This window comes from Burkholderia sp. CpTa8-5 (genome assembly GCF_017815045.1).
GTDB lineage: Bacteria > Pseudomonadota > Gammaproteobacteria > Burkholderiales > Burkholderiaceae > Burkholderia > Burkholderia sola.
The window spans coordinates 109,230-132,347 of sequence record NZ_JAGIQD010000004.1 but is presented as its reverse complement, the minus strand read 5'-3'; the positions used below and the strand labels follow the sequence as shown (position 1 = coordinate 132,347).

Below are 23,118 nucleotides of genomic sequence, written 5' to 3'. Positions count from 1 at the left end.
CAGTGTTCGCCTACCCCCACTCCGGAACCGCCATGCCGATCGCATTTCAGAAGATGAACGCGAATGGCGATGACTTCGTCATCGTCGACCTGCGCGATCAGGGACACGAGCAAGCGCACCGCGTCGATCGCGATCTCGTGCGGCGCATGGGCGACCGGCATCGCGGCATCGGCTTCAATCAGCTCGCATTGATCTCGGACTGCGACGACGCCACCGCGTACGTCGCCTTCCGGAATCCCGACGGCTCGACGCTCGATACCTGCGGCAGCGCGACGCGCGGCGCCGCATGGAAGCTGATGCGGGAAACCGGCGCGGCGTCGGTCGTGCTGCGCACGAATCGCGGCCGCTTGCACTGTTCGCAGGATGCGCACGGACTGATCAAGGTCGAGATGGGCGCGCCGCGGTTCGGCTGGCAGGACATACCCTTTGCCGAAGCCGCCGACACGCTCGCGCTGCCGCTGCCCGGCACACCGGCCGCCTGCAGCATGGGCAATCCGCACTGCACGTTCTTCGTCGACGATGTCGCTGCACTCGACCTCGAAACGCTCGGCCCGGCGATCGAAACGCATCCGCTGTTTCCGCGGAAAACCAACGTGCATTTCGTTCAGGTCATCGATCGCACGCACATTCGCCTGCGCATCTGGGAGCGCGGCGGCGGCGTGCCGCTCGGCTCCGGCTCGTGTTCGTGCGGCGCGGTGGTCAACGGTATCCGGCGCGGACTGCTCGACGAGACCGTGAACGTCGAATGCGACGGCGGCAACGTGACGGTGCATTGGGATGGCACCGGCAATGTGTTCCTGAGCGGGCCGGTTGCATTCGGGTTCAGCGGGGTGTGGCTGTCATGAGCGACGACGCACAGATCTTCCACACGCTGCGTCCGCGCCTGCAAAAGATCGCGTACCGGATGCTCGGCTCCATCGCGGACGCCGAAGACGTCGTGCAGGACGTGTGGCTGCGCTGGCACGACGCGGCGCGCGACGGTATCGAGAATGCCGAGGCATGGCTCGTCGCGGTCACGACCCGGACGTCGATCGACCGGCTGCGCGCGGCGAAGATCCGGCGCGAGCACTACACGGGTATCTGGCTGCCCGAGCCGGAACTCGGCGAAGCGCCTGCGACGCCCGAGGAAATGACGGAGCGCGCGAACGACGTGTCGGTCGCCTATTTGCTGCTGCTCGAGCGGTTGACGCCGGAAGCGCGCGCAGCCTTTCTGCTGCGCGAAGTGTTCGATGCCGACTACGACGAGATTGCCGACGCGATCGGCAAATCCGAAGCCGCGTGCCGGCAACTCGTCAGCCGGGCGAAGGCCCAGTTGCGCGACGACGACAGGCCGCGCCACATCGTGCCGCGCGAAACGCACCGGCAATTGCTGCAGACCTTTTCGCATGCCCTCGCGCAGGGCGATTTTCCGTCGATCCAGGCGCTCCTCGCCGAAGATGCGATGCTGATCGGCGACGGCGGCGGCAAGGTCCAGAGTTTCCCGAAACCGATGGTCGGCGGTCGCCGCATCGCACAACTGTTCTACGCGACGTGGTTGCGCTGCGGCAGCGGCGTCGAAATGCGTGCGGTCGTGCTGAACGGCGAATGGGCGATGCTGCGCATCATCGCCGGCCAGCTCGAATCCGCGATGGCGTTCGAGACGGACGGCACGCGCATCGTCCGGATTCTCGTGCAGCGCAACCCCGACAAGCTCGCGCGCATCGCAGCCGCGTGCAGTGCCGGCTAGGGCGTGTTCACGCCCTAGCGATGGGTTGAACCCCGAAGCGCGCGCCGTGCACCGCTCGATGCGGCATTGGTGCAGCCCGCGCAACACGATGCGTCCCTGTGCGTGGCTACCGCGCGCCGGCCCACACTCCTAAGATGATTTCGCGCGGCGCCCTGCCGCCCCCGACGCCCGCGCAACGCGGGCCAGCCTCTTCGTCGCCAGGAGAAATCATGACGCAGCGTCTCAACTACATGCATCAATCGCCGGAACTGTTCCGGCAATTCCTCGAACTCAGCAACCTGCTGCGCGGCAGCGCGATCGAGGAATCGATCCGTGACCTCGTGTCCGCACGCGCGTCGCAACTCAACGGCTGCGCATTCTGCCTCGACATGCACGTGAAGGAGGCTCGCCTGCACGGCGAGCGCGAGTTGCGCCTTCACCATCTCGCGACGTGGCGCGAATCGACGCTGTTCTCGCCGCGCGAGCGGGCTGCGCTGGCCTGGACCGAAGTACTGACGAAACTCCCCGAGCACGGCGTGCCCGACGACGTCTACGATCGCGTGCGCGGCCAGTTCTCCGAAAAGGAATTGTCGGACCTGACGTTCGAAGTGATGGCGATCAACGGCTGGAACCGCGCGAACGTGGCGTTCCGCACCGCTCCGGGCTCGGCCGACAAGGCTTACGGCCTCGACAAGGCCAATCTCGCCTGACGCCCGCGCCCGGCTACGGGCCGCTCCCTGCTTCGCCGCCGGCTGCCGGCCGGCGGCTTCACTGGAATCCATCCGATGATTCGCCTGAAACATGCCATCGCGGCCGCGCTCGTCGCCGCCTCGACCACCGGCGCTGTCCACGCGGCGCCTTCGGCCATCGTCACCCCGTTGATGACGAAGCCGCTCGACGCGTATCCGGGCAAGGAAGCCCTGATGATCTCGGTCGAATATCCGCCCGGCGCGGTCGACCCGGTCCACCGTCACCACGCCGAGGCCTTCGTCTATGTCGTCGAGGGCTCGATCGTGATGCAGGTGAAGGGCGGCGAGCCCGTCACGCTGAAGCCGGGCCAGACCTTCTACGAGGGCCCGAACGATCTGCACACGGTCGGACGCAATGCGAGCCGGACGCGGCCCGCGAAGTTCATCGTGCTGCTGTTGAAGGACAAGGGTGCACCCGTGCTCGTGCCGGAGAAATAGCCGGCCCGCACGCCGCCGCGCCCTTTTTTGAAAAAATGCGGCGGGCGGTGTCACAGGCGGCAGCGCTGAACCGTCTAGTCGCATACGGACACCACGATTCCAGCGCCTCCATGCCCGACACCTCCATCCGCCGCCCCGACGCCGACGACCCTTTCGCACGCAGCTTCTCGACCTGCTACGCCGGCGTCGTCACCTTCCTGGCCGTTGTCACGGAAGGCAGCTTCGCACGCGCCGCCGATCGCCTCGGCGTCGGCCGCTCGTCGGTCAGCCGCCACGTGCAACGGCTCGAGGATCGGCTCGACGCCCGCCTGTTCCAGCGCACGACCCGCAGCATGTCGCTGACGCGCGAAGGCGAACTCTTCTACGAAAACTGCCGGCCCGGCATCGAGCATCTGGCGCAGGCGCTCGAGGACATGCGCGAGCTGCGCAGCGGGCCGCCGAGCGGACACCTGCGCATCGGCGCGACGCCGGGCTTCGGTCGCAAGGTCATCGCGCCGCTGCTGCGCGACTTCCATGCGCGGTATCCGGACATCACGCTCGAACTGCTGTTGAACGACAGGCCCGTCGATTTCTCCGCCGACCGCATCGACGTCGCGTTTCGCGACGGCCGCATGGAGGACAGCGCGATCGTCGCGCGCCGGCTGATTCCGATGCAGATGATCGTCTGCGCGTCGCCGTCGTACGCGCACCGGCACGGCTTGCCGCGCCACGTCGACGATCTCGAGCGGCATCGCTGCATCAACCTGCGCACCGCATCGGGCCGCGTGACGGAATGGGAATTCAGGATCGACGGGGCGACGCAGCAGCGCCAGATCGCCGCGCATCACACGTTCAACGACATCGATCTCGTCGTGCACGCGGCGCTCGACGGGCTCGGCATCGCGCAACTGCCCGCGTACCAGGTGTGCGACCTGCTCGCCGACGGCCGGCTGCTGAGCTGTCTCGGCCAGCACGCGCCGGACGACGGCGGCCACTATCTCTGCTACCTGAGCCGCAAGCATCTGCCCACGCGCATCCGCGTGTTCATCGACTACATGACCGAACAGACGCGGGCGCGCGATCTGCAGTGCCTGACCACGATGACGACGCTGGCGCCGCTGGAGACGGTCGATTGATGCATTCCCGGCAACATGGTGAGGGCTTGCCGGCCTCTACCGGATCGCGCGGCGCATGCCTACGATGCGGGCTGTTCGACAGGCACGCGAATACGGCGCTGCGCCGTTCGGCAACGTACCGGCCCGATCGCGCGAACGCGATGGGCGCCGGCTTCGGCAGATTCAAGCGGCGCGCATGTCGCGCGCCCGTTCAAGGAGAGCAATCGTGAAAATCGTCGTGATTGGTGGTACCGGCCTGATCGGCAGCAAGGTCGTCAGGAACCTGATCGCACGCGGCCACGACGCGGTGGCGGCCGCGCCGTCGACGGGCGTCGATACGATCACGGGCGCGGGGCTGGACGCCGCGCTGGCCGGCGCGGAGGTCGTCGTCGATCTCGCGAATTCGCCGTCGTTCGAGGAAGCGGCCGTGAAGGCGTTCTTCGAGGCGTCGGGGCGCAACCTGTTCGCCGCGGAGCGGGCGGCCGGCGTACGCCATCACGTCGCGCTGTCGGTGGTCGGCACCGACCGGCTGCAGCAGAGCGCGTATTTCCGCGGCAAGATCATCCAGGAGAACCTGATCCGCGAAGCCGGCGTGCCGTACACGATCGTGCGCTCGACGCAGTTCTTCGAATTCGTCGGCGCGATCGCGCAGGCCGGCGCGCAGGGCGACACGGTCCGGTTGACCACCGCGCACTTCCAGCCGATCGCATCGGACGACGTCGCGGCCGCCGTGACCGACTTCGCGCTCGACGCGCCGCGCAACGGCATCGCCGAGATCGGCGGCCCCGAGCGCGTGCGGATCGCCGATCTGGTCGAGCGTTTCCTGTCGGCGACGCACGACGCGCGCACGGTGACGCGCGACGCCAGCGCCGACTACTTCGGCGCGGTGCTGCAGGACGACACGCTCGTGCCGGCAGCCGGTGCGCGGTTCGGCGCGACGACCTTCGACGCGTGGTTCCGCCAGAACCAGCCCGCGCGCTGAGCGCCTCGGCCGGATCACGCACACCATGACGCCGCTGCGCCCGCCGCCGCTATCGCTGCTCGACCGGTATCGCGGACGAGAACCGCAGACGCTGTACTCGACGACGGTGACCGTCACCGGCGGCGCGGCGGAGCACGGCCGCGCATCGGGCGTCGCGCGTTCCGACGACGGGCGGCTCGATGTCGAGCTGCGCCTGCCGTCCGCGCTCGGCGGGCTCGGCGACGGCCCGAACCCGGAGCAACTGTTCGCCGCGAGCTATGCGGCGTGTTTTCACGGCGCGCTGAGCCTGCTGGCTGCACGGGCGGGGGTGTCGATCGCCGGTGCATCGGTGTCCGCGTCGATCGACTTCTGCCGCGATCCGATGGACGGGCTGTTCATGCTGAACGCGAACATTCGCGTGCGGCTGCCGGGCGTCGAACGCGTCGTGGCGGAAGAGCTCGTCCGCAATACGGAGCGTTTCAGTCCTTACACGAAGATGGCGCATGAGGGAATCAGCCACGTGGTGGCGCTGGCGCCGGCGGACGATGCGCACGAACGCTAAACGGCACGCACGTTCAACCCATCATCTTCACGAGAAAGTCATGCAGTCATTCGACAACAAGGTGGTCCTCATTACCGGCGGCGGTGCCGGCATCGGGCGGGCGGCGGCCGTCGCGTTCGCACGCGAAGGGGCGCGCGTCGTCATCACGGGCCGCCGCGAAGAGGCGCTTTCCGCCGCCGCGCGCAGCGCGCCGGGCATCGACTACGTGGTCGCGGATGCCGGCGATCCGGCCGACGCCACGCGCACGATCGACGCAACGGTCGCACTGGCGGGGCGGCTCGACGTGCTGGTCAACAATGCGGGCGCGGGGGCGATCCTGCCGCTCGAGTCGGCGACCTTCGACGCGATCAGCGCGATCTTCCGCGTCAATACGCTCGGACCGTCGATGCTCGCGACCGCCGCGCTGCCGCATCTGAAAGCAGCCCGCGGCAGCATTGTCAACGTGTCGAGCACGTTCGGACACAAGGCCGCGGCGCTGTTGTCGCACTATGCAGCGAGCAAGGCCGCGCTCGAGCATCTGACGCGCTGCTGGGCGCTCGAGCTCGCATCGGCGGGCGTACGCGTGAACGCCGTCGCGGCGGGCCCGACGGAAACGGACTTCCTGTCCGAACGGATGAAGCTGTCGGCACCCGACATCGAAGCAATCAAGGCGCAGGAGCGCACGCGCATTCCGCTTGGCCGGCGCGGCGAGCCCGCGGACGTCGCGAACTGGATCGTGTCGCTCGCGTCGCCGCAGGCGGCATGGATGACAGGTCAGGTGATCACGGTCGACGGCGGACTCGACGCAACCTGACCGTCGCAAGGACGCGCGGCACGCGACGTACGACGCGTGCCGCGCGATACGGCAAATCAGTGCTTTTCGTCGACCTTCTTCGGCTTCGGCGCCGACGGCACCTTCGCGTACTGGAACGCCGGCGTGGCCTTCAGCGCTTCCTTGGTCGCACCCGGCAGGTAGATGTTGCCGTTGCGCACGTCGAGCGACGCGATCGGCACCGCGACGTCGTGCGCGGCCACGCCGAGGAAGCCGCCTGCCGACACGATCGCGGCCGACACCGAGCCGTCCGGCGCGACGATCAGGTCGCGCACCTTGCCGACTTTCTGGTTCTCGTCGTTGTACACGGTCTTGCCGAGCACGCTTTTCTTCACGCTCCAGCCTTCGAGCAGCGCCTGCGATTGCTCGACGGTCACGCTGATCGGCTGCGCGCCCGCGATCTGCGCATGCGCGCTGATGCTCGACGCGAGGACGGTTGCTGCGAGGAGGGTCTTGTAGAACTTCATGTGTGATGCACTCCGGTTCGGTTGTTGTGGATTCCGGGAACGAAGCGACGCGGGCGCAATGGCTGATCGGTGAGCGCCCGCGGATGGCCGCGCCGCGGATGGCCGCCCCGCGCTTCGTCGGTCGCGTGACGGCCGGCCGCACCGCCACTGCGTGTGTGCGTGGCCGGACTGCAGCGAGCAACACGTCTTTCATGGTAGCGGGATTCGCCGGATCGTGCGTTGAGCGTGCAACGTGGCAAGCGGGGCGGAACGGATCAGGATCAAGATTCGTGCAAACAGACGGCGCGCGCGGCGCGGAAAATGGCGCCGTGACCCGTCGATTAGCGCAATCTCACGGACGAGCGCCCGATCTTCGCGGCGTATCGAACACATCGAATCACGCGGCGGGCGCCGCGCCGCCGCGCAGCATCACGCATTCCGCGCATACACCCGGCGATGCCGCACCGCCTCCGCCAGCACGTCGAGCACCGGCTCCGTCTGCGTCCAGCTCAGGCACGCATCGGTGATCGACACGCCGTATTGCAGCGGCACGCCCGGCTTCAGGTCCTGCCTGCCCGCCTCGAGATGGCTCTCCACCATCACGCCGACGATCCGGTGCTCGCCCTGCCCCAACTGCCGCGCGAGATCCTGCGCGACCTCGATCTGCCGCTCGTGCGACTTGTTCGAGTTCGCATGCGAGCAGTCGACCATCACCTGCTCGCGCAAGCCGGCCTTGCGCAGCACCGCGCAGCTCGCTTCGACGTGCTCCGCATCGTAATTCGGGCCGTTCTTGCCGCCGCGCAGGATCACGTGCGCGTCGTCGTTGCCGCGCGTCTCGAAGATCGCGGCCATCCCCATCTTCGTCATCCCCATGAACGCATGGCTCGCGGCCGCGGCGACGATCGCGTCCGACGCGACCTGCACGCCGCCGTCGGTGCCGTTCTTGAAGCCGATCGGGCAGCTCAGCCCCGACGCGAGCTGACGATGGCTCTGGCTCTCGGTCGTGCGCGCGCCGATCGCGCCCCACGCGATCAGGTCGGCGATGTACTGCGGGCTCAGCAGGTCGAGGAATTCGGTCGACGCCGGCAGGCCCAGCGCGTTGATGTCGAGCAGCAGTTGCCGCGCGGCGCGCAGCCCTTCGTTGATGCGGAAGCTGCCGTCGAGGCGCGGATCGTTGATGTACCCCTTCCAGCCGACCGTCGTGCGCGGCTTCTCGAAGTACACGCGCATCGTGATCAGCAGGTCGTCCTTCAGCGCGTCGGCGGCGGCCTTCAGGCGGCGCGCATAATCGAGCGCCTGGTCGTGATCGTGGATCGAGCACGGGCCGACGACGAGCAGCAGCCGGTCGTCGCGGCCGTGCAGGATGTCGCCGATCGCGCGGCGCGTATCCTCGACGAGCGTCTGCGTCGCGGCCGGCACCGGCAGCTCGTCGAGCAGCAGCGCGGGCGAAATCAGCGGACGCACCGCGCCGATGCGGACGTCGTCGATGCGGGTGGTGTCCTGCGTCGCGTCGGCGCTGCCTACCTCGCGATCGTGGGAAGGATTGTCGAGGTTCTGCATGGTGATTCTCCGGGGGACATCTGTCTGGAATGATGGGCAGGCTCGATTATGGCACCCGTGCGGAACGATAGCGGGTTGCGGGGAAGTCGACCGAAATCGACACGACGGGTCGCGACGTGACGGCGATCGCGGTCCGCCGGCCATTCGGCCGAGTGGTCGCGTGTCACCGCGGTGCCGTACGATCGTGGCTGTCCGCTGCCGATGCGGCCCCTCGCTCGACACCGGCGGCACCATGCGCCGCCTGCCTGCGACCGATCGTTCACCCCTTGCCCGACACGCCACGATGACCGTATCCGACCTCCTCAGCGCCATCCGCCAACCCTACGCCGACCTGCTCGCGCAAGCGGCCACGCAACCGGCCGCCGTCGTCGAGCCGGCCTACCGGAAAGCCGACGGCACGCTCGCCACCGAAGGCCCGCTCGCGCTGCCATGCCGGGCCGACACCATTCACGGCGAAGGCGAATCGGCTGGCCAGCCGGCGATGGTCGATTCGACCACGCAACTCGATTTCGAGCCGTTCGCGTTCGAGCTCGAAACGGTAGCCGTATCGATCCATCCGTTCGTGTGGGACTGGGCGACGATCGAAGCCGACGGTCTCGACGAAGCCGCGGCCACCGAGGTGTTCAAGACCTGGTTCTTCGCGTGGTTCGACGCCGACGACGAAAGCATGCCGGCCGAAGACGGCCTGCACGGCATCGTTCACTATCTGTCGGAACCGGCGAACACCGAGCACGGATGGCGCGTCAACGCGGATCTCGGCTCGGCGCCGGGCGCGGCGGTCGAGGACCTGCTGTTCCGGCTCGTCGATGCGGGCGCCACGCGAATCAGTGTCGGTTGAAGCGCTTTTCCATGACGGACAGACGAACATGAAAAAAACATTCGCGGCGTTGCTGGTGTGCATCGCATTGCCCGCGTCGGCGGAAGTCAGTACCGAAGTGCTGTGTTTTCAGACGAGCGGAGACAAACCCGTGCGCTTCGAATTGCGCACGTACTACGACGACGTGGCCAAGTGGCAAGGCGGTGTCGTCCGGTATGCGAAGTCGAAGACGGCGATCCCGCTGCTGTTCAAGCACGAGGATCACGAAGAACTGGCGGAGGGCCGACCGTACCAGTTCACGACCACGTGGTGGGAAATGGTCGACGGCAAGATCAACGGCGAGTACGAGATGACGAGCCAGGGCGCGATCGTCTATTCGATGACGTACCGCAACGCACGCACCGGCAAGCAAACGGATTTCGCGTGGGCGCAGGACGTCGATGCGTCCGCGAAGGCGGGGTGCCGCTGGTAATGCGGCTTCGGGTAGGGTTGCGGAGCGCGTTCGTCACCCGGCGCGCGCGTGAGCGCGTGTGCGCCGGTGTCACTCCGTTTCAGGTGCCTTGGGCGTCTGTCAGCCCGCGTCGCCCGGCGCGTCGACGTCGATACCGAGTTCGCTCGCCATCCGCTGAACCAGCGCATTGAGTCGCGCCACTTCGTCCGCGAGGCGCTTCTGCTCGGCCTTCAGTGCCTCGAATTCGGAAGGCGGCACCGAATCCGCGCCACCGCCGGCATCCGCGCTCGCGAAGTCGGCCGTGTTCACTTCGCCGCACATCAGGTGCATCCAGCGGTTCTCGCGCGCACCCGGTGCACGCGGCAGCCGGACGACGAGGGGCTGCGTGCGCGCCGCGAGTTCGTCGAGGAACGCCTCGACCGACGAGATATCCGCGAAGCCGTGCAGGCGCGCGCTGTTCAGGCGCAGCTCGGCGGCCGTCTGCGGGCCGCGCAGCAACAGGATCGTCAGCAGCGCGATCGCCTGGCTCGGGATGCCGAGCACGCGGTTCATGTTGTGCTCGAAACGCGGCACGCGGCTGCTGCTGCCTTCCATCACGAGGCTCAGGTGCTTCAGCCCGTCGAGCGCGGTCGTGACTTCGTCCTCGCTGACGTTCATCACCGGCGCGCGCGCGGTTTTCTGGTTGCAGCCCGCGGTCAGCGCGTTCAGCGACAGCGGGTAGGTATCCGGCACCGTGTGCTGTTTCTCGACGAGCACGCCGAGAATGCGGGCCTCGAGGGGCGTGAGTTCGCGAAGGGCGCGGGGCGTGGGCGTATCCGGCGTGGTGTTCATGAGTAGCGTCGCGGCGTGCAGCAGGTGAAGGGAAACGATCGCGGCCCGCGCGGCATCGCACGGGCGAGCCATATGATAGCCCGCGGCGAGCGGCCCGGCGCCGCTCATCGCACCAGCGCGCGCACGTGCCGCGGCATGCTTTCGTCCGACGTAGCGGCGCGGCCGATCGCGCGCGGTGCAATGCGACGATGCGTGGGCCGCAGCGCCGCAGATTCGGCCTTCGCGCACGCCCCCGCGTTTGCGCGATGCCCATGCCGGCGCTACGATAGGCGCTCATCCCGATATCGAGCGCGCCGCGCGCGACCGTCTTCGCTCGTCGATACCACGCATCACTCGCCCCGAATTCACTGCCGCCGTGCGTGCGCGCCGCTCGCCACTACCGTTCACCCCTCACCGGTTCACCACCATGACTGCATCTTCTCCCGCACCCGTGCGCGCCATCGTCACCGGACACACGCGCGGCGTCGGCGCGGCGCTCGCCGAACAACTGCTGCAGGAAGGCATCGCCGTGCTCGGCGTGTCGCGCAGCCGCCATCCGTCGCTCGCGTCGCAGGCCGGCGAGCGCTTCGCCGAAGTCGAACTCGACCTGTCGGATTCCACGGCCGTCGCGGCCTGGCTGGCCGGCGACACGCTGTGCCGCTTCGTGGACGGCGCGTCGCTCGTGCTGCTGTTCAACAACGCGGGCGTCGTCGATCCGATCGGCCCGCTCGCCGTGCAGGACCCGACGATCGTCGCCCGCGCGGTCGGCCTGAACGTCGCCGCGCCGCTGATGCTGTCGGCCGCGCTCGTGCAAGCCGCGTCGGCCGCGACCGAGTGCCGGATCGCGCACCTGTCGAGCGGCGCGGCGCGCAACGCGTATGCGGGCTGGAGCATCTACTGCGCGACCAAGGCCGCGCTCGATCACCATGCGCGCGCCGTCGCGCTCGACGCGAACGGCGCACTGCGGATCTGCAGCGTCGCGCCGGGTGTCGTCGATACGGGCATGCAGGCCACGATCCGCGCGACCGACCAAAACAATTTCCCGATGCGCGAGAAATTCGACGAGTTGAAGGCGAGCGGCGCGCTCGCCACGCCCGAGGCCACCGCCCGACAGCTGATCGGCTATGTGCTGAGCGACGCATTCGGTAACGAGCCGACGGCCGACGTGCGCAACCTGCCGACGAAGTAAGCATCGGACGCGGCCCGTCATCCTTCGAGCCGCTTCGTCCAGTCCTCGACCTGCCGCTCCGTGCGGCGCTTCTCGAGCATCTTGCGCCAGCCGGGCGGCAGCAGCGGCACGTCGCACAGCGCGTCGAGCGCGGCCATGTCGAGCGTGCGTCGATACAGCACGTCGAGCACCGCCGACAACGGCCATTGCGGGTAGTGGCGCGCATGCAGCGCCAGCACGTCGCCCGCCGCCACCCAGCCTTCCTGCAGCACGCGGTAGTACCAGCCGGTCCGGCCGCTTTGCTGCACGAGCGCCGCCATCCTCGGATGATCGAAACGCGCGTTGAGCTTCGAGCACGGCTGCCGCGACTGCGACACCTGCAGCACCGCGCCGCCCAGCGTGAACACGTCGCCGAGACACACGTCGCGCTCGGTGATGCCGCGCGTCGACAGGTTCTCGCCGAACGCGCCCGGCCGGGCGAGCACGTCGCGCGCGCCGATCTGCCCGGCCCACCACGCATAGTGATCGTGCGCATAGTGATGAACGGCCTTGTCGGGGCCGCCGTGATGCCGCGCATCGGCCTGCTCGTCGCCGGCAAAGCCGAGCGCACCCAACCAGCGGCGCGCATCGACCGGCTGCTTGTCGATCGCGCTCGCGTGCGGCGTGCCGGCGAGCGGCCGGCTCGCGCCGATCCGCACCGCGTCGATGACGGCCGCGATCGCCGGCCGCGCGTCGTCGCTCATGCCGCGGCAACCTCCGGCAGCGCCGCCAGCAGGCGCTCGAGTTCGCGCGTGCGTGCGTCGCCGAGCGGCAGCAGCGGCCGCCTCGGTTCGCCGGCGTCGAAACCGCGCAGCCTCAGCCCGGCCTTCACCGTCACCGGCAACCCGCCGTTGACGATGAACTGCAGCAACGGCAACTGCGCGTGAAAAACCGATCTGGCGCGCGCGAGATCGCCCGTACGCATCGCGTCGAACAACGCGAGCGGCAACGCGGCATTCAGGTTCGGCGCGGCCGTGCACCATCCGGACGCGCCCGCGGCCAGCGCGGCGAGCGCCATCGGATTGCTGCCGTTGTAGAACGGAATCGTCCCGTCGCTCAACTGCGCGAGCCGGTGCATCCGGCCGATGTCGCCGGTGCTTTCCTTGACCATCGTCACGTTGTCGACGGCCCGGCAGATCGTCGCGATCAGGTCGGGCGACATGTCGACGCCGCTCGTCGCCGGGTTGTTGTACAGCATGATCGGGATGCCGATCGCGTCGCCGATCGCGCGATAGTGCGCGACGATCTCGTCGTTGCCGAGCTTCCAGTACGACACCGGCAGCACCATCACCGCATCGGCGCCGGCCTGTTCGGCGTAGCGGGCGCGGCGCACCGCGCCCGCCGTGGTGAGATCGGAAATCCCGACGACGGTCGGCACGCGCCGGCGCACCGCGCGAATCGACGCGGTGGCGGCGGCCTCCCATTCGGCATCGGACAGGTATGCGCTTTCGCCGGTACTGCCCAGCGGCGCGATCGCGTGAACGCCGTCGGCGATCAGGCGTTCGATCAGCGCATCGAGCGCTTTCAGGTCGACGTCGCCGGCGGCGGAGAACGGCGTGACCGGGTAGGCAATGATGCCTTTCAGCAGGATGGACACGATGGGTATTCCTCAATGATTGTGTGAAGAGATCGAAACGGCGCACGCGCTCAAGCGACGCAATCCCGATGCGTACGCAACGCACGGCGTGCGTAGTAGTCGAACGTCACCGCATCGCGCTTCGGCTTCGAGATCCAGTCGTGCGCTTCGCGCGCCAGCGCCGGCGGCACCGGTTTGATCTCGCCGGCCGACATCGCGAGCAGTTGCAGCTTCGCCGCGCGTTCGATCAGCAGCGCGAGGACGCACGCCTCCTCGATCGTCTTGCCGACCACCAGCTGGCCGTGATGCGACAGCAGGATCGCGCGCTTGCTGCCCAGCGCCCTCGAGATGATCTCGCCCTCCTCGTTGCCGACCGGCACGCCCGGCCAGTCCTTCAGGAACGCGCAATCGTCGTACAGCGGGCAGGTGTCCATGTGCGACACGACCAGCGGCTGTTCGAGCATCGACAGCGCCGCGACATGCGCCGGATGCGTATGGATGATGCAGTTCACGTCCGGGCGCTCGCGATAGATCCACGTATGGAACCGATTGGCCGGGTTCGGAATGCCTTCGCCATCGACGACGTCGAGATCCTCGTTGACGCGCAGCAGGTTCGCGGCCGAAATTTCGTCGAAACCGAGCCCGAGCCGCTGCGTGTAGTACGTGCCGGCCGCATCCGCGCGGCAGGTGATCTGCCCGGCCAGGCCCGAGTCGTGGCCGGCGTCGAACAGGATCCGGCACGTCAGCGCGAGCTTTTGTCGCGCAGACCAGCCGCTGTCGCCCACTTCGTTTTCAAGCCGCCGCTCCGCCAGCGCGACCAGCGCTTCCTTCGTCAAATTCAGCGTTTCCGCCATGTTCGCCTCCTGAATGAACCGGGTCTGCCGCGCCGTCCGCGGCCGTTTTTTCCGGCGTGCGTGACACACGATACACCGAATGACACTTTGTGTCATGCGTTACAATCGGTTTTTCGAAGGACACCTGGCGCCCCATGACGATTCGCCTGAAGCTGCTCAGAAAACAGAAGGGCTGGACGCTCGACGTGCTGGCCGACGAGACCGGCCTCACCAAGAGCTACCTGTCGAAGGTCGAGCGCGGCCTGAGCGTGCCGTCGATCGCGGTCGCGCTGAAGCTGTCGAAGGCGCTGAACGTCGACGTCGAGCAGCTGTTCTCGGAAAGCAGCAACCGCGAGCTGATCACGGTCACGCGCGCCGGCGAGCGCACCGCGATGGGCGCGGCAGCCGATAGTCACACGCACCGCTTCGAGAGCATCGCGGCGGGCGTCGCGCCGAAGAAGATGCTGCCGTTCGTCGTGCATCCGCCCCACGAATTCGTCGCGTCGACGTTCCGCGAACACGAAGGCGAGGAATTCCTGTTCGTGCACAAGGGGCGCGTCGAAATCGAATTTCCGAACGAGACGGTGCAACTCAGGACCGGCGATTCAGTCTATTTCAACGCACTCATCCCGCACCGCACGCGCAGCCTCGGCGCCGCGCAGGCGGAGATCCTGGTCATCGTCAGCCACGACGACTAGCCTCGTCACTTCTTCGCGCAAGGATCTTCCGATGGTCACCAAGGCCACCGCACCGTTCCAGCAGATCAAGACGCTCGTTCGCCAGCACGTCGAGTCCGGCGACTGGCGCCCCGGCGACCGCATCCCGTCCGAGCTCGATCTCGCCGCGCAGTTCGGCGTTGCGCGCATGACGGTCAACCGCGCGCTGCGCGAGCTGACCGAGGAAGGCGTGCTCAAGCGCATCGCGGGCGTCGGCACCTTCGTCGCCGAGGTGAAGCCGCAGTCGAACCTGCTGATGATCGCGCATATCCGCGACGAGATCCGCGCGCGCGGCCACGAGTACCGCTGCCGCGTGCTCAGCCAGTCGCGCGAGCCCGCGTCGTTCGACGTCGCGGCCGCGTTCGGCCTGCCGGTCAACACGCCGGTCTTTCACGTGGTGTGCGTGCACGAGGAGAACGGCCGCCCGATCCAGCTCGAGGATCGCTACGTGAACCCGGCCGCCGCGCCCGGCTTCATCGATCAGGATTTCCAGACCGAGCCGCCGTCCGAGTACCTGTACAACAACGTGTCGCACCACGAACTGGAAATCGAGCACGTCGTCGACGCGTCGCTACCGACCGGCGAGCAGGCGCGGCTGCTCGACATGCGCGCCGACGAGCCGTGCCTGACGCTCACGCGCCGCACGTGGACGGACGGGCTGCCCGTCACGTTCGTGCACTTCCTGCATCCGGGCAACCGCTACCGGCTCGGCTCGCGCTTCAAACCGGGCGCGGGGCGCCACCCGACCTGATCCTTCGTCGCACGCGCCCAACGCACGACGGCCGTTTCGTCCCTGGAACCGCCGCCGGGTTCGTTACCTCGACGCGCCAGAGTCAGATCGCGCCGACCTGCCCCGCATCGCGCGACCACACGACCGGAAACAGCGGGTGATCGAGCGGCGCACCGTCCGGCAGTTGTTCCGCGAGCCCGGGGAAATGGGGCGACGTTTTCCAGCGGCGCGGCGCGTGACGGATATCGTCGCCGACGAAGCGGATCGAAAACGCGCGCCGGCGGTTCTGCGTGCCGCCCGACGCATGCAGCGTGAGCATCCGGAAGCACACCATGTCGCCCGGTTCGAGCGCCCAGCGACGGATCGGGAAGGCCGCGCGGTCGGCTTCGATGTCGGGCAGGTCGGCGAGGCTGCCTTCCGGAAACCACTTCGCCTCCTTGTCCATGAACGTGCGCGGCATCAGCCACGGCCCGCGATGCGAACCCGCGACGAATTCCAGCGTCGATTCGAGCGGCACCGGATCGACCGGAATCCACATGCTGACGTTGTCGTCGCCTTCGATGTCGTAGTACGGCTGGTCCTGGTGCCACGGCGTGCGCTGCCGCGTGCCGGGCTCCTTCACGAGCAGGTGGTCGTGATGCAGCCGCACGGTGTCCGTGCCCATCAGCGCGGCGGCGACCGACGGCGCCGGCGAGCGCACGATGAAGTCGCGATACGCGTCGTTGTGCTGCCAGTTGCAGAAATCCTCGAAGAACCAGCCCGGATCGTCGGGCCGGCTCGCGACCTTCGCGCGTTCGCTCGGCTGCGCGAGGTTCGCGTCGATGCCGGCCTGCAGCGCGGCCACTTCGTCCGGCGAAAAGATGCCCTTGATGCAGACCGCGCCTTCGTCGCGGAACGCGGCGATCAGTTCGGGCGTCACGGCTTGCGCGACGCGATCCTGGATACTCGTCATGGTGTGCCTGTCGATGGGATGAGTCACGGGATCACGGCGCCGAAGTCAGTTGCTGCTTTGCGCCGTAGATGTCGAAGTCGAAGTATTTCGCGGCGATCTTCTGGTACGTGCCGTTCGCACGGATCGCGACGATCGCGTCGTTCAGCCGCTTCTTCATGTCGCCGTCGCCCTTGCGTATGCCCATCGCCACGCCGTGTCCGGTGATCCGCGCGTCGGTCACGTCCGGGCCCGCGAACGCGTAACCCTTGCCGCGCGGCGTCTTCAGGAACGAGTAGCCGGCCTGGGTCTTGTCCTGGAACGTCGCATCGAGCCGGCCGTTCACCAGATCCTGATACACCTGGTCCTGATTCTGGTACGACACGATCGTCACGCCCTTGGTCGCCCATTCGGCCTTCGCGTACGCCTCCTGCGTCGTGCCCTGGTCGATCCCGACGCGCTTGCCGGCGAGCGACGCGGCATTCGGCAGCAGCTTCGAGCCGACCGGCGCGACGAGCGCGCCCGGCGACGCATACAGCTTGTTCGAGAAGTCGATCTGCTTGAGCCGCTCGTCGGTGGCCGTCATCGCGGACATGATCACGTCGAACTTGCGTGCACGCAGCGCCGGGATCATCCCATCGAAGCTCTGTTCGACCCACACGCACTTCGCATGCAGTTGCTCGCAGATCGCGTTGCGCAGGTCGATGTCGAAGCCGGCCAGCGAGCCGTCGGGCTGCTTCGCCTCGAACGGCGGATACGTGGGGTCGATGCCCCAGCGGATCGTCGACGCGTCCTGCGCGAACGATACGAGCGGTGCGAACGCCAGCGCGGTGACGAGGAGCTTTGCGGTGCGGTTCATGGCGGGTCCTTGAAAGTCTCGACGCGGCGGGCGATGCCGGCGTTCGGTTTGGGGCGATGCGACGGGGTGCCGGCGCGGGGCGCGAAAGACGAGGGACTTCGGTGAAACTGCCATGCAGTCTAGACCGCTTGATTTTTGAGCACAAGCAGGGAAATGCGGGAGGGCGGCGGATTAATAAAAGATCGAAGCCGGGGACGCGGGTGACGCTCCAGTGAGAGATTTTCCGGGAAATTTCGGATGTCTACCCTGCGCTATCCGCACCTGACCCAGAATGCGTTTTCCGGACACCGGCCACCACCGCGAGGTGTTTCCCGCGGTTCCGTCGAATCTACTGGCAACGCGCCCTATACTGCGATGGAATTTTTCGACGTGAATCCCCGCATCAGCGATGCCGCGTCCGACATCACGCCGAATGATGAGGCACACGCCGGGTTCGTAAAGCTGATGCTGCCCGACGGCGAAATCGACTTCGTGGGTCTCCCGGAATCTGACGTCTCCCGGCTACGACGAATGGACGCTGATGGCGTACAACCGCGGTTCGACGACATCCGGACACTCGGCTACACGCCGTCGTTCGACTATTGCGTTGAACTCGCCGACGCATTCCTGCGAAAACTCCCCGGCGGCACGCCTGAACCCAAATCGCGCCGCCGCTGATCCCTACCGCGCCCGCGAACGTCATCCACAGGAAGTCGTCAAGCACCTCCCAACCCCGCAAAACACCCGCCCAACTCCGGCGAAACCGCGATTGCCCGCGCTGCCCTGCCATGTTAAAAGTCGTCGCATGCATTTGAAAATGAAATGCCCGAATCCCTAGAAGTGCATAAATGAATAGACCCCTGTTCGACATCGACCTGCTGCGTGCGCTGGTGATGGTCGCCGACTGCGGCAGTTTCACGACGGCGTCCGCGCGCCTGCATTCGACGCAGTCGACGGTCAGCCAGAAGGTGCGCCGGCTCGAGGAAATCGCCGGCCACCGCCTGCTCGACCGCGGCGCGCGCGACGTGCGGCCGACCGATGCGGGCGTGACGGTGCTCAGTTATGCGCGACGCATGCTCGCGCTGAACGACGAGATGCTGGAGGCGCTGTCGGGCGCGACGGTCGCGCTGACGATCCGGCTCGGCGTGCCCGACGATTTCGCGGCGGGCCGCACGACGCACGCGCTCGCGGCGTTCAAGCGCGAGCATCCGCAGGTGAAGCTCGAAGTGACGTGCGGGCTGAGCCGCGACATCAGCGCCGCGTACGATCGCGGCGAACTCGACCTCGTGCTGATCAAGCAGCGGCGCGACAGCCGCGAGGCCGTCGTGCGCTGGCCGGAGAAGCTGCGCTGGATCGACAGCGCGAAGCATCCGTCGATCGATCTCGACCCGGTGCCGATCGTCGTGTTCCCGCCGCGCGGACTCTACCGCGACGACATGATCAAGGCGATCGAGGAGCGCGGCCGCCGCTGGCGGATCAGCTTCACGACGTCGAGCCTGAGCGGCATCCAGGCGGCGGTCGCAGACGGGCTCGGCATCAGCGTACTGCCCGCGCGCGTGGTGACGGACGAGCATGTGGTGCTGACCGCGAAGCAGGGCTTCGCGCCGATCGAGCATATGGACATCGCGATCCTGCATCGGCCGACGGCCGACCCGATGGTCCGCGCGCTGACGAAGACGCTCGCGGCGATGCTGGAACTCGAAGGGCGGTAGGCGAAGCGGATTTCGAACGGGAGCGGCGCGCAGGGGGGCGCCGCGCGCCACACGTGTCAGAACATCGTGTTGCCGTTCGCCGCCTGCTCGGGCACCGGCTGGTTGACGTCCCAGTGTTCGACGATCTTGCCGTGCTCGAGCCGGAAGATATCCGTGATCGCGCTGCCGCGCGTGCCCGGTTCGCGCACCGCGTGCACGTGCAGGATCACGTAGTCGCCGTCGACGAACGAACGTTTGATCTCGCTGTGCGACTGCGGATATTTGTCGCGCAGAAACGCGACGAACTTGCGGAAACCGTCACGCCCGTCGGCCGCGTTCGGGTTGTGCTGCACGTAGCGATCGCCGACATACGCGAGCGCGGCGTCCGCATCCTTCTCGTTCAAGCCTTTCTCGTAGAACGCGAGCACCGTGCGCCGGTTGGCTTCCTGCTGCGCGTCGTCGGCCGAGCCGGTCGCCACCGCATGCGCGGCGCTCACGGCGAACAGGGCCGCCGCCATCCATCGTGCGGCCCGTGCCGCGGTCGTGCGTCGCATCGTCGTCTCCCGACATCCGGTTGAAAACCGGATCATACCGGGGCGACGCGGCGCTCAGACCAGCGCGCCATGACGCGCGACGATCTTCCCGGACGATACGACGAGACGCCGCACCGGCCGCGCGACGACGGCCTCCGCGAACGTCAGCGCATCGACGAGCACGACATCCGCGCGGCTGCCGGGCTGCAGCCCGTAATCCGCGAAACCGCAGCCGCGCGCCGCGCCGTGCGTCACGCAGTCGAGCGCGACTTCGAGCGCATCGTCTCGGCGGAAATCGTTGCGCATGCCGATCAGCATCGCGCGTTCGAGCATGTCGGGCGAACCGTACGGCGTCCACGTGTCGCGCACGCCGTCGTTGCCGCCGATCACGGTCACGCCCGCCGCGCGGCACGCAGCCACTGGCGGCACCGGCACCGCGGCCGGCGCGGTCGTGACGATGCCAACGCCGAGCTCGGCCATCCGCGCGAGCAGCGCATCGCGCTCGCGCTCGGCGAGATCGCCGAGACAAAAGCCATGGCTGATCGTGACCCTCCCCTGCATGCCGTGCGTCGCGGTGCGCTGCAGGATCAGGTCGAGCGAGTACGCGCCCATCGACCCACGCTCGTGCAGATGGATGTCGAGCCCGCGGCCGTGGCGTTCGGCAATCGCGAACAGCACGTCCACCGCCTCGACCGGATCGCCTTCGATCGCGCACGGATCGAGCCCGCCGAGCAGGTCGGCGCCCGCGCCGAGCGCGTCGGACAGCAACGCATCGGTGCCCGGCCGCTTGAGCACGCCCGACTGCGGAAACGCGACGATCTGGATCTCGACCTGCCCGCGCAGCGTCTCGCGCGTCGCGAGCACGCCGTGCAGATGGCGCAGCCCGGCTTCGGTATCGACGTCGACGTGCGTGCGGATGCGCGTCGTGCCGGCCGCGAGGAACGCGCGCGCCAGCGCGAGCGACGCGGCGCCCGCGTCATGGCCGCTCGTCGCGCGATAGCGGCGTTCGTTCTCGATACGGTCGACGAGGCGCGGTCCGACCGCGTTGCGATACCACGGCATCCCCCAGTGGGTCTTGTCGAGGTGCGTGTGGCCTTCGACGAGGCCGGGCAGCGCCAGCGCGAGCGCGCCGTCCTCGATCGCACAGCCGGCGGGCGCGTCGAGCGACGGGCCGACGTGCGCGATGCGATCGCCTTCGATCAGGATATCGAGCGCGGCGTCGGCGTTCGTGCGGACATTGCGGATCAGCAGGTTCGTCATGTCGGTTCCGGTCGGGTCGGTCGGTGCAAGGTGCCGCGGGTCGGGCGGATCAGCGCATGAAGCGCAGCGACGGCGCGAGCGGTGCGCCCTGATCGCTTTCGCCGCGGCGGAATACCCAGCGTTCGGCCGGCACGCCCGCGACGGCTGCCGCCGCATTCGGCGCACGCACCGCGACGAAGCTCGCGTCGCAGCCGACCGCGATTCCGTAGTGCTCCTTGCCGATCACGCGCGCGCCGGCGTGCGTCGCCATGTCGAGTGCGATGCCGAGCGCTTCGTCGGTGTAGAAGCCCGACCGGTAGCCGACCATCATCGCGCGCTGCAACATGTCGCCGTTGCCGTACGGCCACCACGCGTCGCGGATGTTGTCGTTGCCCGCGAACACGTGCACGCCCGCGTCGCGCAGCCGTTGCACCGGCGGGAACGCGCAGTCGCCCGGTGCATTCGTCAGGATCGATACGCCGGCGTCGGCCAGCACCGCAGCGGTGCGCTGCACGTCGTCGGCGCTCACCTGGCCGAGCGCGTACGCATGGCTCACGTTCACGCGTCCGCCGAGCCCGGCCGCGCGCGCGCGCGCCGCGATCCGCAGCAATTGCGCGATGCCCGTTTCGCCCGGCTCGTGCAGGTGGATGTCGATTTTCGCGCCGCGCTTCTCGGCGATGCCGAACACGATGTCGAGCTGGCCGTCCGCATCGCCGTCGAGCGTCGTCGGGTCGATTCCGCCGACCACGTCCGCGCCTTCGCGCACCGCCGCATCGAGGATCTCGGCGGTGCCCGGGCACGTGATCACGCCGGCCTGCGGAAACGCGACCAGTTCGATGTCGACGATCCCGCGCCACTGTTCTCGCGCGGCCATCACGGCGTGCAGGTTCGACAGCCCCGTCGTCGCATCGACGTCGACGTGGCTGCGCATCGCGATCGTGCCGAACGCGGCGGCCTGCGCGATCAGCGCGTTCGCGCGCTCGACGATCGGCGGCGCGGCCGCGAGCTGGCGCTTCTCGACCGCGAGCCGCTCGCGCAGCGAGCCGACCGGCTCATGCGGCACCCAGCGATCGCCGACGAAGCTCTTGTCGAGATGGATGTGGCCGTCGACGAAACCAGGCAGCACGACGCGGCCGTCGAGGTCGATCGTCTGCGCGCCGGGCGCGGCGGTGCAATCGGCGCCGATCGCGGCGAAGCGGCCGTCGCGGACGACGAGATTGACGGGTTGGCCGCTGGCGTCGCGGGCGTTGATGAAGAATCGTTCGGTCATGGCTTCGATTGGGGCGGTCGCGGCGCGACACCGGCGCGGACAGGGGAGGAACCGCGGCCGGCGCGGCGCGACCGTTGGCAGGGAATCCGGCCACGATATCGGACGCCGCTGCGCGAGGCCAATTAAAAGTCGCGATGCCGCGCATTCGATTTCGCGATGTGTGGCGCGCAGGGCCGGCGGACCGAGCACGAAAACGGGTGTCGTTGGCCGTGGAAGCGGCTGGAATGTCGGCGGCCGCGCATAGAGCGCAGCGCCCGCACGCGTGCGCCGGGAAACCGCGTCGCGCCGTTGCCGGCCGCCCCTTCGACGCCCCACCCCACCGGCGATTTACGCGGCAACAGACTTTACACGTTGTTACCCGGCCGCACCGGACGCGCATCCGGCCATTCCTTATACTCACGCCGAGTTCGCCACCCTGACGGGAATCCAGCGGCGGACACGTTGCCGATGCAGGAAACATCATGATGCGCATGCCTTCCACGAAGACCGTTCTGTTCGCCTCGCTCGTCGCCGTGGCGGCGCTTCCGCTCACCGCCTGCGTCGCGCCGGGCTACTACGGCGCGCAGCCGGGCTATCCGCAGCAGCAGCAATACGCGACGCCCGGCTATGCGCAGCCCACGTATTCGCAGCCGGGCTACGTGCAGCAGCAACCGGCGTATCCGAACCAGGCGCCGCAACCGTACGATCAATACGGCAACCCGTCGCAATACGGCTCGCAGCCGTATGACCAGTACGGCAACCCGCAACAGCAATACGCGACCCCGTACGGCAACGGCTACGGCACGCAGTACGGCACCGTGTCGAACATCCAGCCGGTCAACGGCTCGGTCGCTCCGTCGGGCATCGCCGGCACCGTCGTCGGTGCGCTGGTCGGCGGGCTGGTGGGCAACCAGTTCGGCCGCGGTCACGGCCGCGATGCGGCGACCGTGATCGGCGCGCTCGGCGGCGCGGTGGCCGGCAACCAGATCGGCCAGCAGATGGGCGCCGCGCAAGGCCCAAGCAGCTACCGGATCGACGTGCAGGTTAGCGACGGCTCGATGCGCTCGTTCGACGTGCAGTCGCCGGGCAACCTGCGTCCGGGCGACCGCGTGCAGATCAACGGCAATCAACTGTCGCGCTATTGATTCCCGTGGCGTGCGCGTGAGTCGATCGC

The 23,118-nt window shown here is 68.1% G+C and carries 27 protein-coding genes; 16 read left to right on the top strand and 11 right to left on the bottom strand.

What is annotated here, in order from left to right:
* Window positions 1-32: 32 nt before the first annotated feature.
* The 8 genes from dapF to J8I35_RS08525 all read left to right on the top strand — a co-directional run bounded on the left by dapF (window position 33) and on the right by J8I35_RS08525 (window position 6,302).
* The gene (gene dapF / locus J8I35_RS08560) at window positions 33-845 is read left to right on the top strand and encodes a diaminopimelate epimerase (protein WP_089489894.1); all 813 of its coding nucleotides are present in this window, start codon (window positions 33-35) and stop codon (window positions 843-845) included.
* Window positions 842-1,726 (top strand): RNA polymerase sigma-70 factor, encoded by an 885-nt coding sequence (locus tag J8I35_RS08555; RefSeq protein ID WP_209924998.1) that lies wholly within the window; start codon window positions 842-844, stop codon window positions 1,724-1,726. Before dapF ends, J8I35_RS08555 begins: the two co-directional genes overlap by 4 nt.
* A 209-nt stretch (window positions 1,727-1,935) precedes the next feature.
* Window positions 1,936-2,415 carry a carboxymuconolactone decarboxylase family protein gene (locus tag J8I35_RS08550; protein ID WP_050013392.1) on the top strand — a complete coding sequence of 160 codons (480 nt, stop codon included), beginning with the start codon at window positions 1,936-1,938 and terminating at the stop codon, window positions 2,413-2,415.
* A gap of 75 nt (window positions 2,416-2,490) precedes the next feature.
* Window positions 2,491-2,892, top strand: a complete 402-nt coding sequence (locus tag J8I35_RS08545) for a cupin domain-containing protein (protein WP_050013393.1) — start codon at window positions 2,491-2,493, stop codon at window positions 2,890-2,892.
* Window positions 2,893-3,002: 110 nt separating this feature from the next.
* Complete coding sequence (locus J8I35_RS08540; protein ID WP_209924997.1) at window positions 3,003-4,007, top strand: LysR family transcriptional regulator; 1,005 nt, start codon at window positions 3,003-3,005, stop codon at window positions 4,005-4,007.
* Window positions 4,008-4,212: 205 nt separating this feature from the next.
* Window positions 4,213-4,968, top strand: coding sequence for an SDR family oxidoreductase (locus J8I35_RS08535; RefSeq protein WP_209924996.1), 756 nt, complete (start codon window positions 4,213-4,215; stop codon window positions 4,966-4,968).
* A 25-nt stretch (window positions 4,969-4,993) separates the two neighbouring features.
* Window positions 4,994-5,509: an Ohr family peroxiredoxin gene (locus J8I35_RS08530; RefSeq protein ID WP_124594817.1), complete on the top strand. Its 516-nt coding sequence runs from the start codon at window positions 4,994-4,996 to the stop codon at window positions 5,507-5,509.
* A gap of 40 nt (window positions 5,510-5,549) precedes the next feature.
* Window positions 5,550-6,302, top strand: a complete 753-nt coding sequence (locus J8I35_RS08525) for an SDR family oxidoreductase (protein ID WP_209924995.1) — start codon at window positions 5,550-5,552, stop codon at window positions 6,300-6,302.
* 56 nt (window positions 6,303-6,358) lie between these two features.
* Here J8I35_RS08525 and J8I35_RS08520 read toward each other — a convergent pair whose 3' ends face one another.
* Both J8I35_RS08520 and J8I35_RS08515 read right to left on the bottom strand, forming a co-directional pair.
* Window positions 6,359-6,787 carry a PRC-barrel domain-containing protein gene (locus tag J8I35_RS08520; protein WP_050013398.1) on the bottom strand — a complete coding sequence of 143 codons (429 nt, stop codon included), beginning with the start codon at window positions 6,785-6,787 and terminating at the stop codon, window positions 6,359-6,361.
* Between the two features lie 408 nt (window positions 6,788-7,195).
* Window positions 7,196-8,326, bottom strand: a complete 1,131-nt coding sequence (locus J8I35_RS08515) for a 3-deoxy-7-phosphoheptulonate synthase (protein WP_050013399.1) — start codon at window positions 8,324-8,326, stop codon at window positions 7,196-7,198.
* Window positions 8,327-8,609: 283 nt separating this feature from the next.
* Between J8I35_RS08515 and J8I35_RS08510 the strand changes: the two genes are divergently transcribed.
* The gene (locus J8I35_RS08510) at window positions 8,610-9,164 is read left to right on the top strand and encodes a hypothetical protein (RefSeq protein WP_124594819.1); all 555 of its coding nucleotides are present in this window, start codon (window positions 8,610-8,612) and stop codon (window positions 9,162-9,164) included.
* Between the two features lie 28 nt (window positions 9,165-9,192).
* On the top strand, window positions 9,193-9,615 hold the full coding sequence (locus tag J8I35_RS08505; protein ID WP_124556551.1) for a hypothetical protein: 423 nt from the start codon (window positions 9,193-9,195) through the stop codon (window positions 9,613-9,615).
* Window positions 9,616-9,714: 99 nt separating this feature from the next.
* Here the strand turns inward: J8I35_RS08505 and J8I35_RS08500 are convergent, their stop codons facing one another.
* The gene (locus J8I35_RS08500) at window positions 9,715-10,425 is read right to left on the bottom strand and encodes a YceH family protein (protein ID WP_209924994.1); all 711 of its coding nucleotides are present in this window, start codon (window positions 10,423-10,425) and stop codon (window positions 9,715-9,717) included.
* Between the two features lie 406 nt (window positions 10,426-10,831).
* Here J8I35_RS08500 and J8I35_RS08495 point away from each other — a divergent pair, with 406 nt between their 5' ends.
* Entirely contained in the window at window positions 10,832-11,593 is a 762-nt protein-coding gene (locus tag J8I35_RS08495; RefSeq protein ID WP_209924993.1) for an SDR family oxidoreductase, read from the top strand.
* 17 nt (window positions 11,594-11,610) lie between these two features.
* Here J8I35_RS08495 and J8I35_RS08490 read toward each other — a convergent pair whose 3' ends face one another.
* Genes J8I35_RS08490 through J8I35_RS08480 form a run of 3 tightly spaced genes read right to left on the bottom strand, consistent with a single transcriptional unit; the run spans window position 11,611 to window position 14,041 of the window.
* Complete coding sequence (locus tag J8I35_RS08490; protein WP_209924992.1) at window positions 11,611-12,315, bottom strand: MOSC domain-containing protein; 705 nt, start codon at window positions 12,313-12,315, stop codon at window positions 11,611-11,613.
* On the bottom strand, window positions 12,312-13,208 hold the full coding sequence (locus J8I35_RS08485; RefSeq protein ID WP_089489902.1) for a dihydrodipicolinate synthase family protein: 897 nt from the start codon (window positions 13,206-13,208) through the stop codon (window positions 12,312-12,314). The genes J8I35_RS08490 and J8I35_RS08485 overlap by 4 nt, the downstream gene beginning before the upstream one ends.
* Before the next feature lie 50 nt (window positions 13,209-13,258).
* The gene (locus J8I35_RS08480; protein WP_209924991.1) at window positions 13,259-14,041 is read right to left on the bottom strand and encodes an aldolase; all 783 of its coding nucleotides are present in this window, start codon (window positions 14,039-14,041) and stop codon (window positions 13,259-13,261) included.
* A gap of 134 nt (window positions 14,042-14,175) precedes the next feature.
* Here J8I35_RS08480 and J8I35_RS08475 point away from each other — a divergent pair, with 134 nt between their 5' ends.
* The gene (locus J8I35_RS08475) at window positions 14,176-14,718 is read left to right on the top strand and encodes an XRE family transcriptional regulator (RefSeq protein WP_209924990.1); all 543 of its coding nucleotides are present in this window, start codon (window positions 14,176-14,178) and stop codon (window positions 14,716-14,718) included.
* 31 nt (window positions 14,719-14,749) lie between these two features.
* Window positions 14,750-15,487, top strand: a complete 738-nt coding sequence (gene hutC, locus J8I35_RS08470; protein WP_124556554.1) for a histidine utilization repressor — start codon at window positions 14,750-14,752, stop codon at window positions 15,485-15,487.
* A gap of 82 nt (window positions 15,488-15,569) precedes the next feature.
* On the opposite strand, the gene J8I35_RS08465 is transcribed toward hutC, so the two are convergent.
* Window positions 15,570-16,418, bottom strand: a complete 849-nt coding sequence (locus J8I35_RS08465) for a phytanoyl-CoA dioxygenase family protein (RefSeq protein WP_124556555.1) — start codon at window positions 16,416-16,418, stop codon at window positions 15,570-15,572.
* A 31-nt stretch (window positions 16,419-16,449) separates the two neighbouring features.
* Window positions 16,450-17,253, bottom strand: a complete 804-nt coding sequence (locus J8I35_RS08460) for an ABC transporter substrate-binding protein (RefSeq protein ID WP_050013409.1) — start codon at window positions 17,251-17,253, stop codon at window positions 16,450-16,452.
* 237 nt (window positions 17,254-17,490) lie between these two features.
* Between J8I35_RS08460 and J8I35_RS08455 the strand changes: the two genes are divergently transcribed.
* Both J8I35_RS08455 and J8I35_RS08450 read left to right on the top strand, forming a co-directional pair.
* Window positions 17,491-17,910 carry a hypothetical protein gene (locus J8I35_RS08455; protein WP_245170167.1) on the top strand — a complete coding sequence of 140 codons (420 nt, stop codon included), beginning with the start codon at window positions 17,491-17,493 and terminating at the stop codon, window positions 17,908-17,910.
* 170 nt (window positions 17,911-18,080) lie between these two features.
* A complete protein-coding gene (locus J8I35_RS08450) occupies window positions 18,081-18,944 on the top strand; it encodes a LysR family transcriptional regulator (RefSeq protein ID WP_050013410.1) in 864 nt (287 codons plus the stop codon).
* Window positions 18,945-19,000: 56 nt separating this feature from the next.
* Here J8I35_RS08450 and J8I35_RS08445 read toward each other — a convergent pair whose 3' ends face one another.
* From J8I35_RS08445 to J8I35_RS08435, 3 genes are read right to left on the bottom strand one after another with little or no spacing between them, the layout of a single operon-like run.
* Window positions 19,001-19,477 (bottom strand): nuclear transport factor 2 family protein, encoded by a 477-nt coding sequence (locus tag J8I35_RS08445; RefSeq protein WP_209924989.1) that lies wholly within the window; start codon window positions 19,475-19,477, stop codon window positions 19,001-19,003.
* Between the two features lie 54 nt (window positions 19,478-19,531).
* On the bottom strand, window positions 19,532-20,716 hold the full coding sequence (locus tag J8I35_RS08440) for an amidohydrolase family protein (protein WP_209924988.1): 1,185 nt from the start codon (window positions 20,714-20,716) through the stop codon (window positions 19,532-19,534).
* Between the two features lie 49 nt (window positions 20,717-20,765).
* The gene (locus J8I35_RS08435) at window positions 20,766-21,965 is read right to left on the bottom strand and encodes an amidohydrolase family protein (protein WP_209924987.1); all 1,200 of its coding nucleotides are present in this window, start codon (window positions 21,963-21,965) and stop codon (window positions 20,766-20,768) included.
* 461 nt (window positions 21,966-22,426) lie between these two features.
* Between J8I35_RS08435 and J8I35_RS08430 the strand changes: the two genes are divergently transcribed.
* Window positions 22,427-23,089 (top strand): glycine zipper 2TM domain-containing protein, encoded by a 663-nt coding sequence (locus tag J8I35_RS08430; protein WP_124556560.1) that lies wholly within the window; start codon window positions 22,427-22,429, stop codon window positions 23,087-23,089.
* The last annotated feature ends 29 nt before the right edge of the window (window positions 23,090-23,118 follow it).

Coding starts and splice junctions, on each gene's coding strand:
- J8I35_RS08490 (WP_209924992.1), bottom strand. CDS start 12,315: ATGAGCGACGACGCGCGGCCGGCGATCGCGGCCGTCATCGACGCGGTG.
- J8I35_RS08545 (WP_050013393.1), top strand. CDS start 2,491: ATGATTCGCCTGAAACATGCCATCGCGGCCGCGCTCGTCGCCGCCTCG.
- J8I35_RS08505 (WP_124556551.1), top strand. CDS start 9,193: ATGAAAAAAACATTCGCGGCGTTGCTGGTGTGCATCGCATTGCCCGCG.
- hutC (WP_124556554.1), top strand. CDS start 14,750: ATGGTCACCAAGGCCACCGCACCGTTCCAGCAGATCAAGACGCTCGTT.
- J8I35_RS08555 (WP_209924998.1), top strand. CDS start 842: ATGAGCGACGACGCACAGATCTTCCACACGCTGCGTCCGCGCCTGCAA.
- J8I35_RS08465 (WP_124556555.1), bottom strand. CDS start 16,418: ATGACGAGTATCCAGGATCGCGTCGCGCAAGCCGTGACGCCCGAACTG.
- dapF (WP_089489894.1), top strand. CDS start 33: ATGCCGATCGCATTTCAGAAGATGAACGCGAATGGCGATGACTTCGTC.
- J8I35_RS08500 (WP_209924994.1), bottom strand. CDS start 10,425: ATGAACACCACGCCGGATACGCCCACGCCCCGCGCCCTTCGCGAACTC.
- J8I35_RS08495 (WP_209924993.1), top strand. CDS start 10,832: ATGACTGCATCTTCTCCCGCACCCGTGCGCGCCATCGTCACCGGACAC.
- J8I35_RS08455 (WP_245170167.1), top strand. CDS start 17,491: ATGTCTACCCTGCGCTATCCGCACCTGACCCAGAATGCGTTTTCCGGA.
- J8I35_RS08450 (WP_050013410.1), top strand. CDS start 18,081: ATGAATAGACCCCTGTTCGACATCGACCTGCTGCGTGCGCTGGTGATG.
- J8I35_RS08480 (WP_209924991.1), bottom strand. CDS start 14,041: ATGGCGGAAACGCTGAATTTGACGAAGGAAGCGCTGGTCGCGCTGGCG.
- J8I35_RS08550 (WP_050013392.1), top strand. CDS start 1,936: ATGACGCAGCGTCTCAACTACATGCATCAATCGCCGGAACTGTTCCGG.
- J8I35_RS08525 (WP_209924995.1), top strand. CDS start 5,550: ATGCAGTCATTCGACAACAAGGTGGTCCTCATTACCGGCGGCGGTGCC.
- J8I35_RS08440 (WP_209924988.1), bottom strand. CDS start 20,716: ATGACGAACCTGCTGATCCGCAATGTCCGCACGAACGCCGACGCCGCG.
- J8I35_RS08475 (WP_209924990.1), top strand. CDS start 14,176: ATGACGATTCGCCTGAAGCTGCTCAGAAAACAGAAGGGCTGGACGCTC.
- J8I35_RS08460 (WP_050013409.1), bottom strand. CDS start 17,253: ATGAACCGCACCGCAAAGCTCCTCGTCACCGCGCTGGCGTTCGCACCG.
- J8I35_RS08530 (WP_124594817.1), top strand. CDS start 4,994: ATGACGCCGCTGCGCCCGCCGCCGCTATCGCTGCTCGACCGGTATCGC.
- J8I35_RS08540 (WP_209924997.1), top strand. CDS start 3,003: ATGCCCGACACCTCCATCCGCCGCCCCGACGCCGACGACCCTTTCGCA.
- J8I35_RS08510 (WP_124594819.1), top strand. CDS start 8,610: ATGACCGTATCCGACCTCCTCAGCGCCATCCGCCAACCCTACGCCGAC.
- J8I35_RS08445 (WP_209924989.1), bottom strand. CDS start 19,477: ATGCGACGCACGACCGCGGCACGGGCCGCACGATGGATGGCGGCGGCC.
- J8I35_RS08430 (WP_124556560.1), top strand. CDS start 22,427: ATGATGCGCATGCCTTCCACGAAGACCGTTCTGTTCGCCTCGCTCGTC.
- J8I35_RS08515 (WP_050013399.1), bottom strand. CDS start 8,326: ATGCAGAACCTCGACAATCCTTCCCACGATCGCGAGGTAGGCAGCGCC.
- J8I35_RS08435 (WP_209924987.1), bottom strand. CDS start 21,965: ATGACCGAACGATTCTTCATCAACGCCCGCGACGCCAGCGGCCAACCC.
- J8I35_RS08520 (WP_050013398.1), bottom strand. CDS start 6,787: ATGAAGTTCTACAAGACCCTCCTCGCAGCAACCGTCCTCGCGTCGAGC.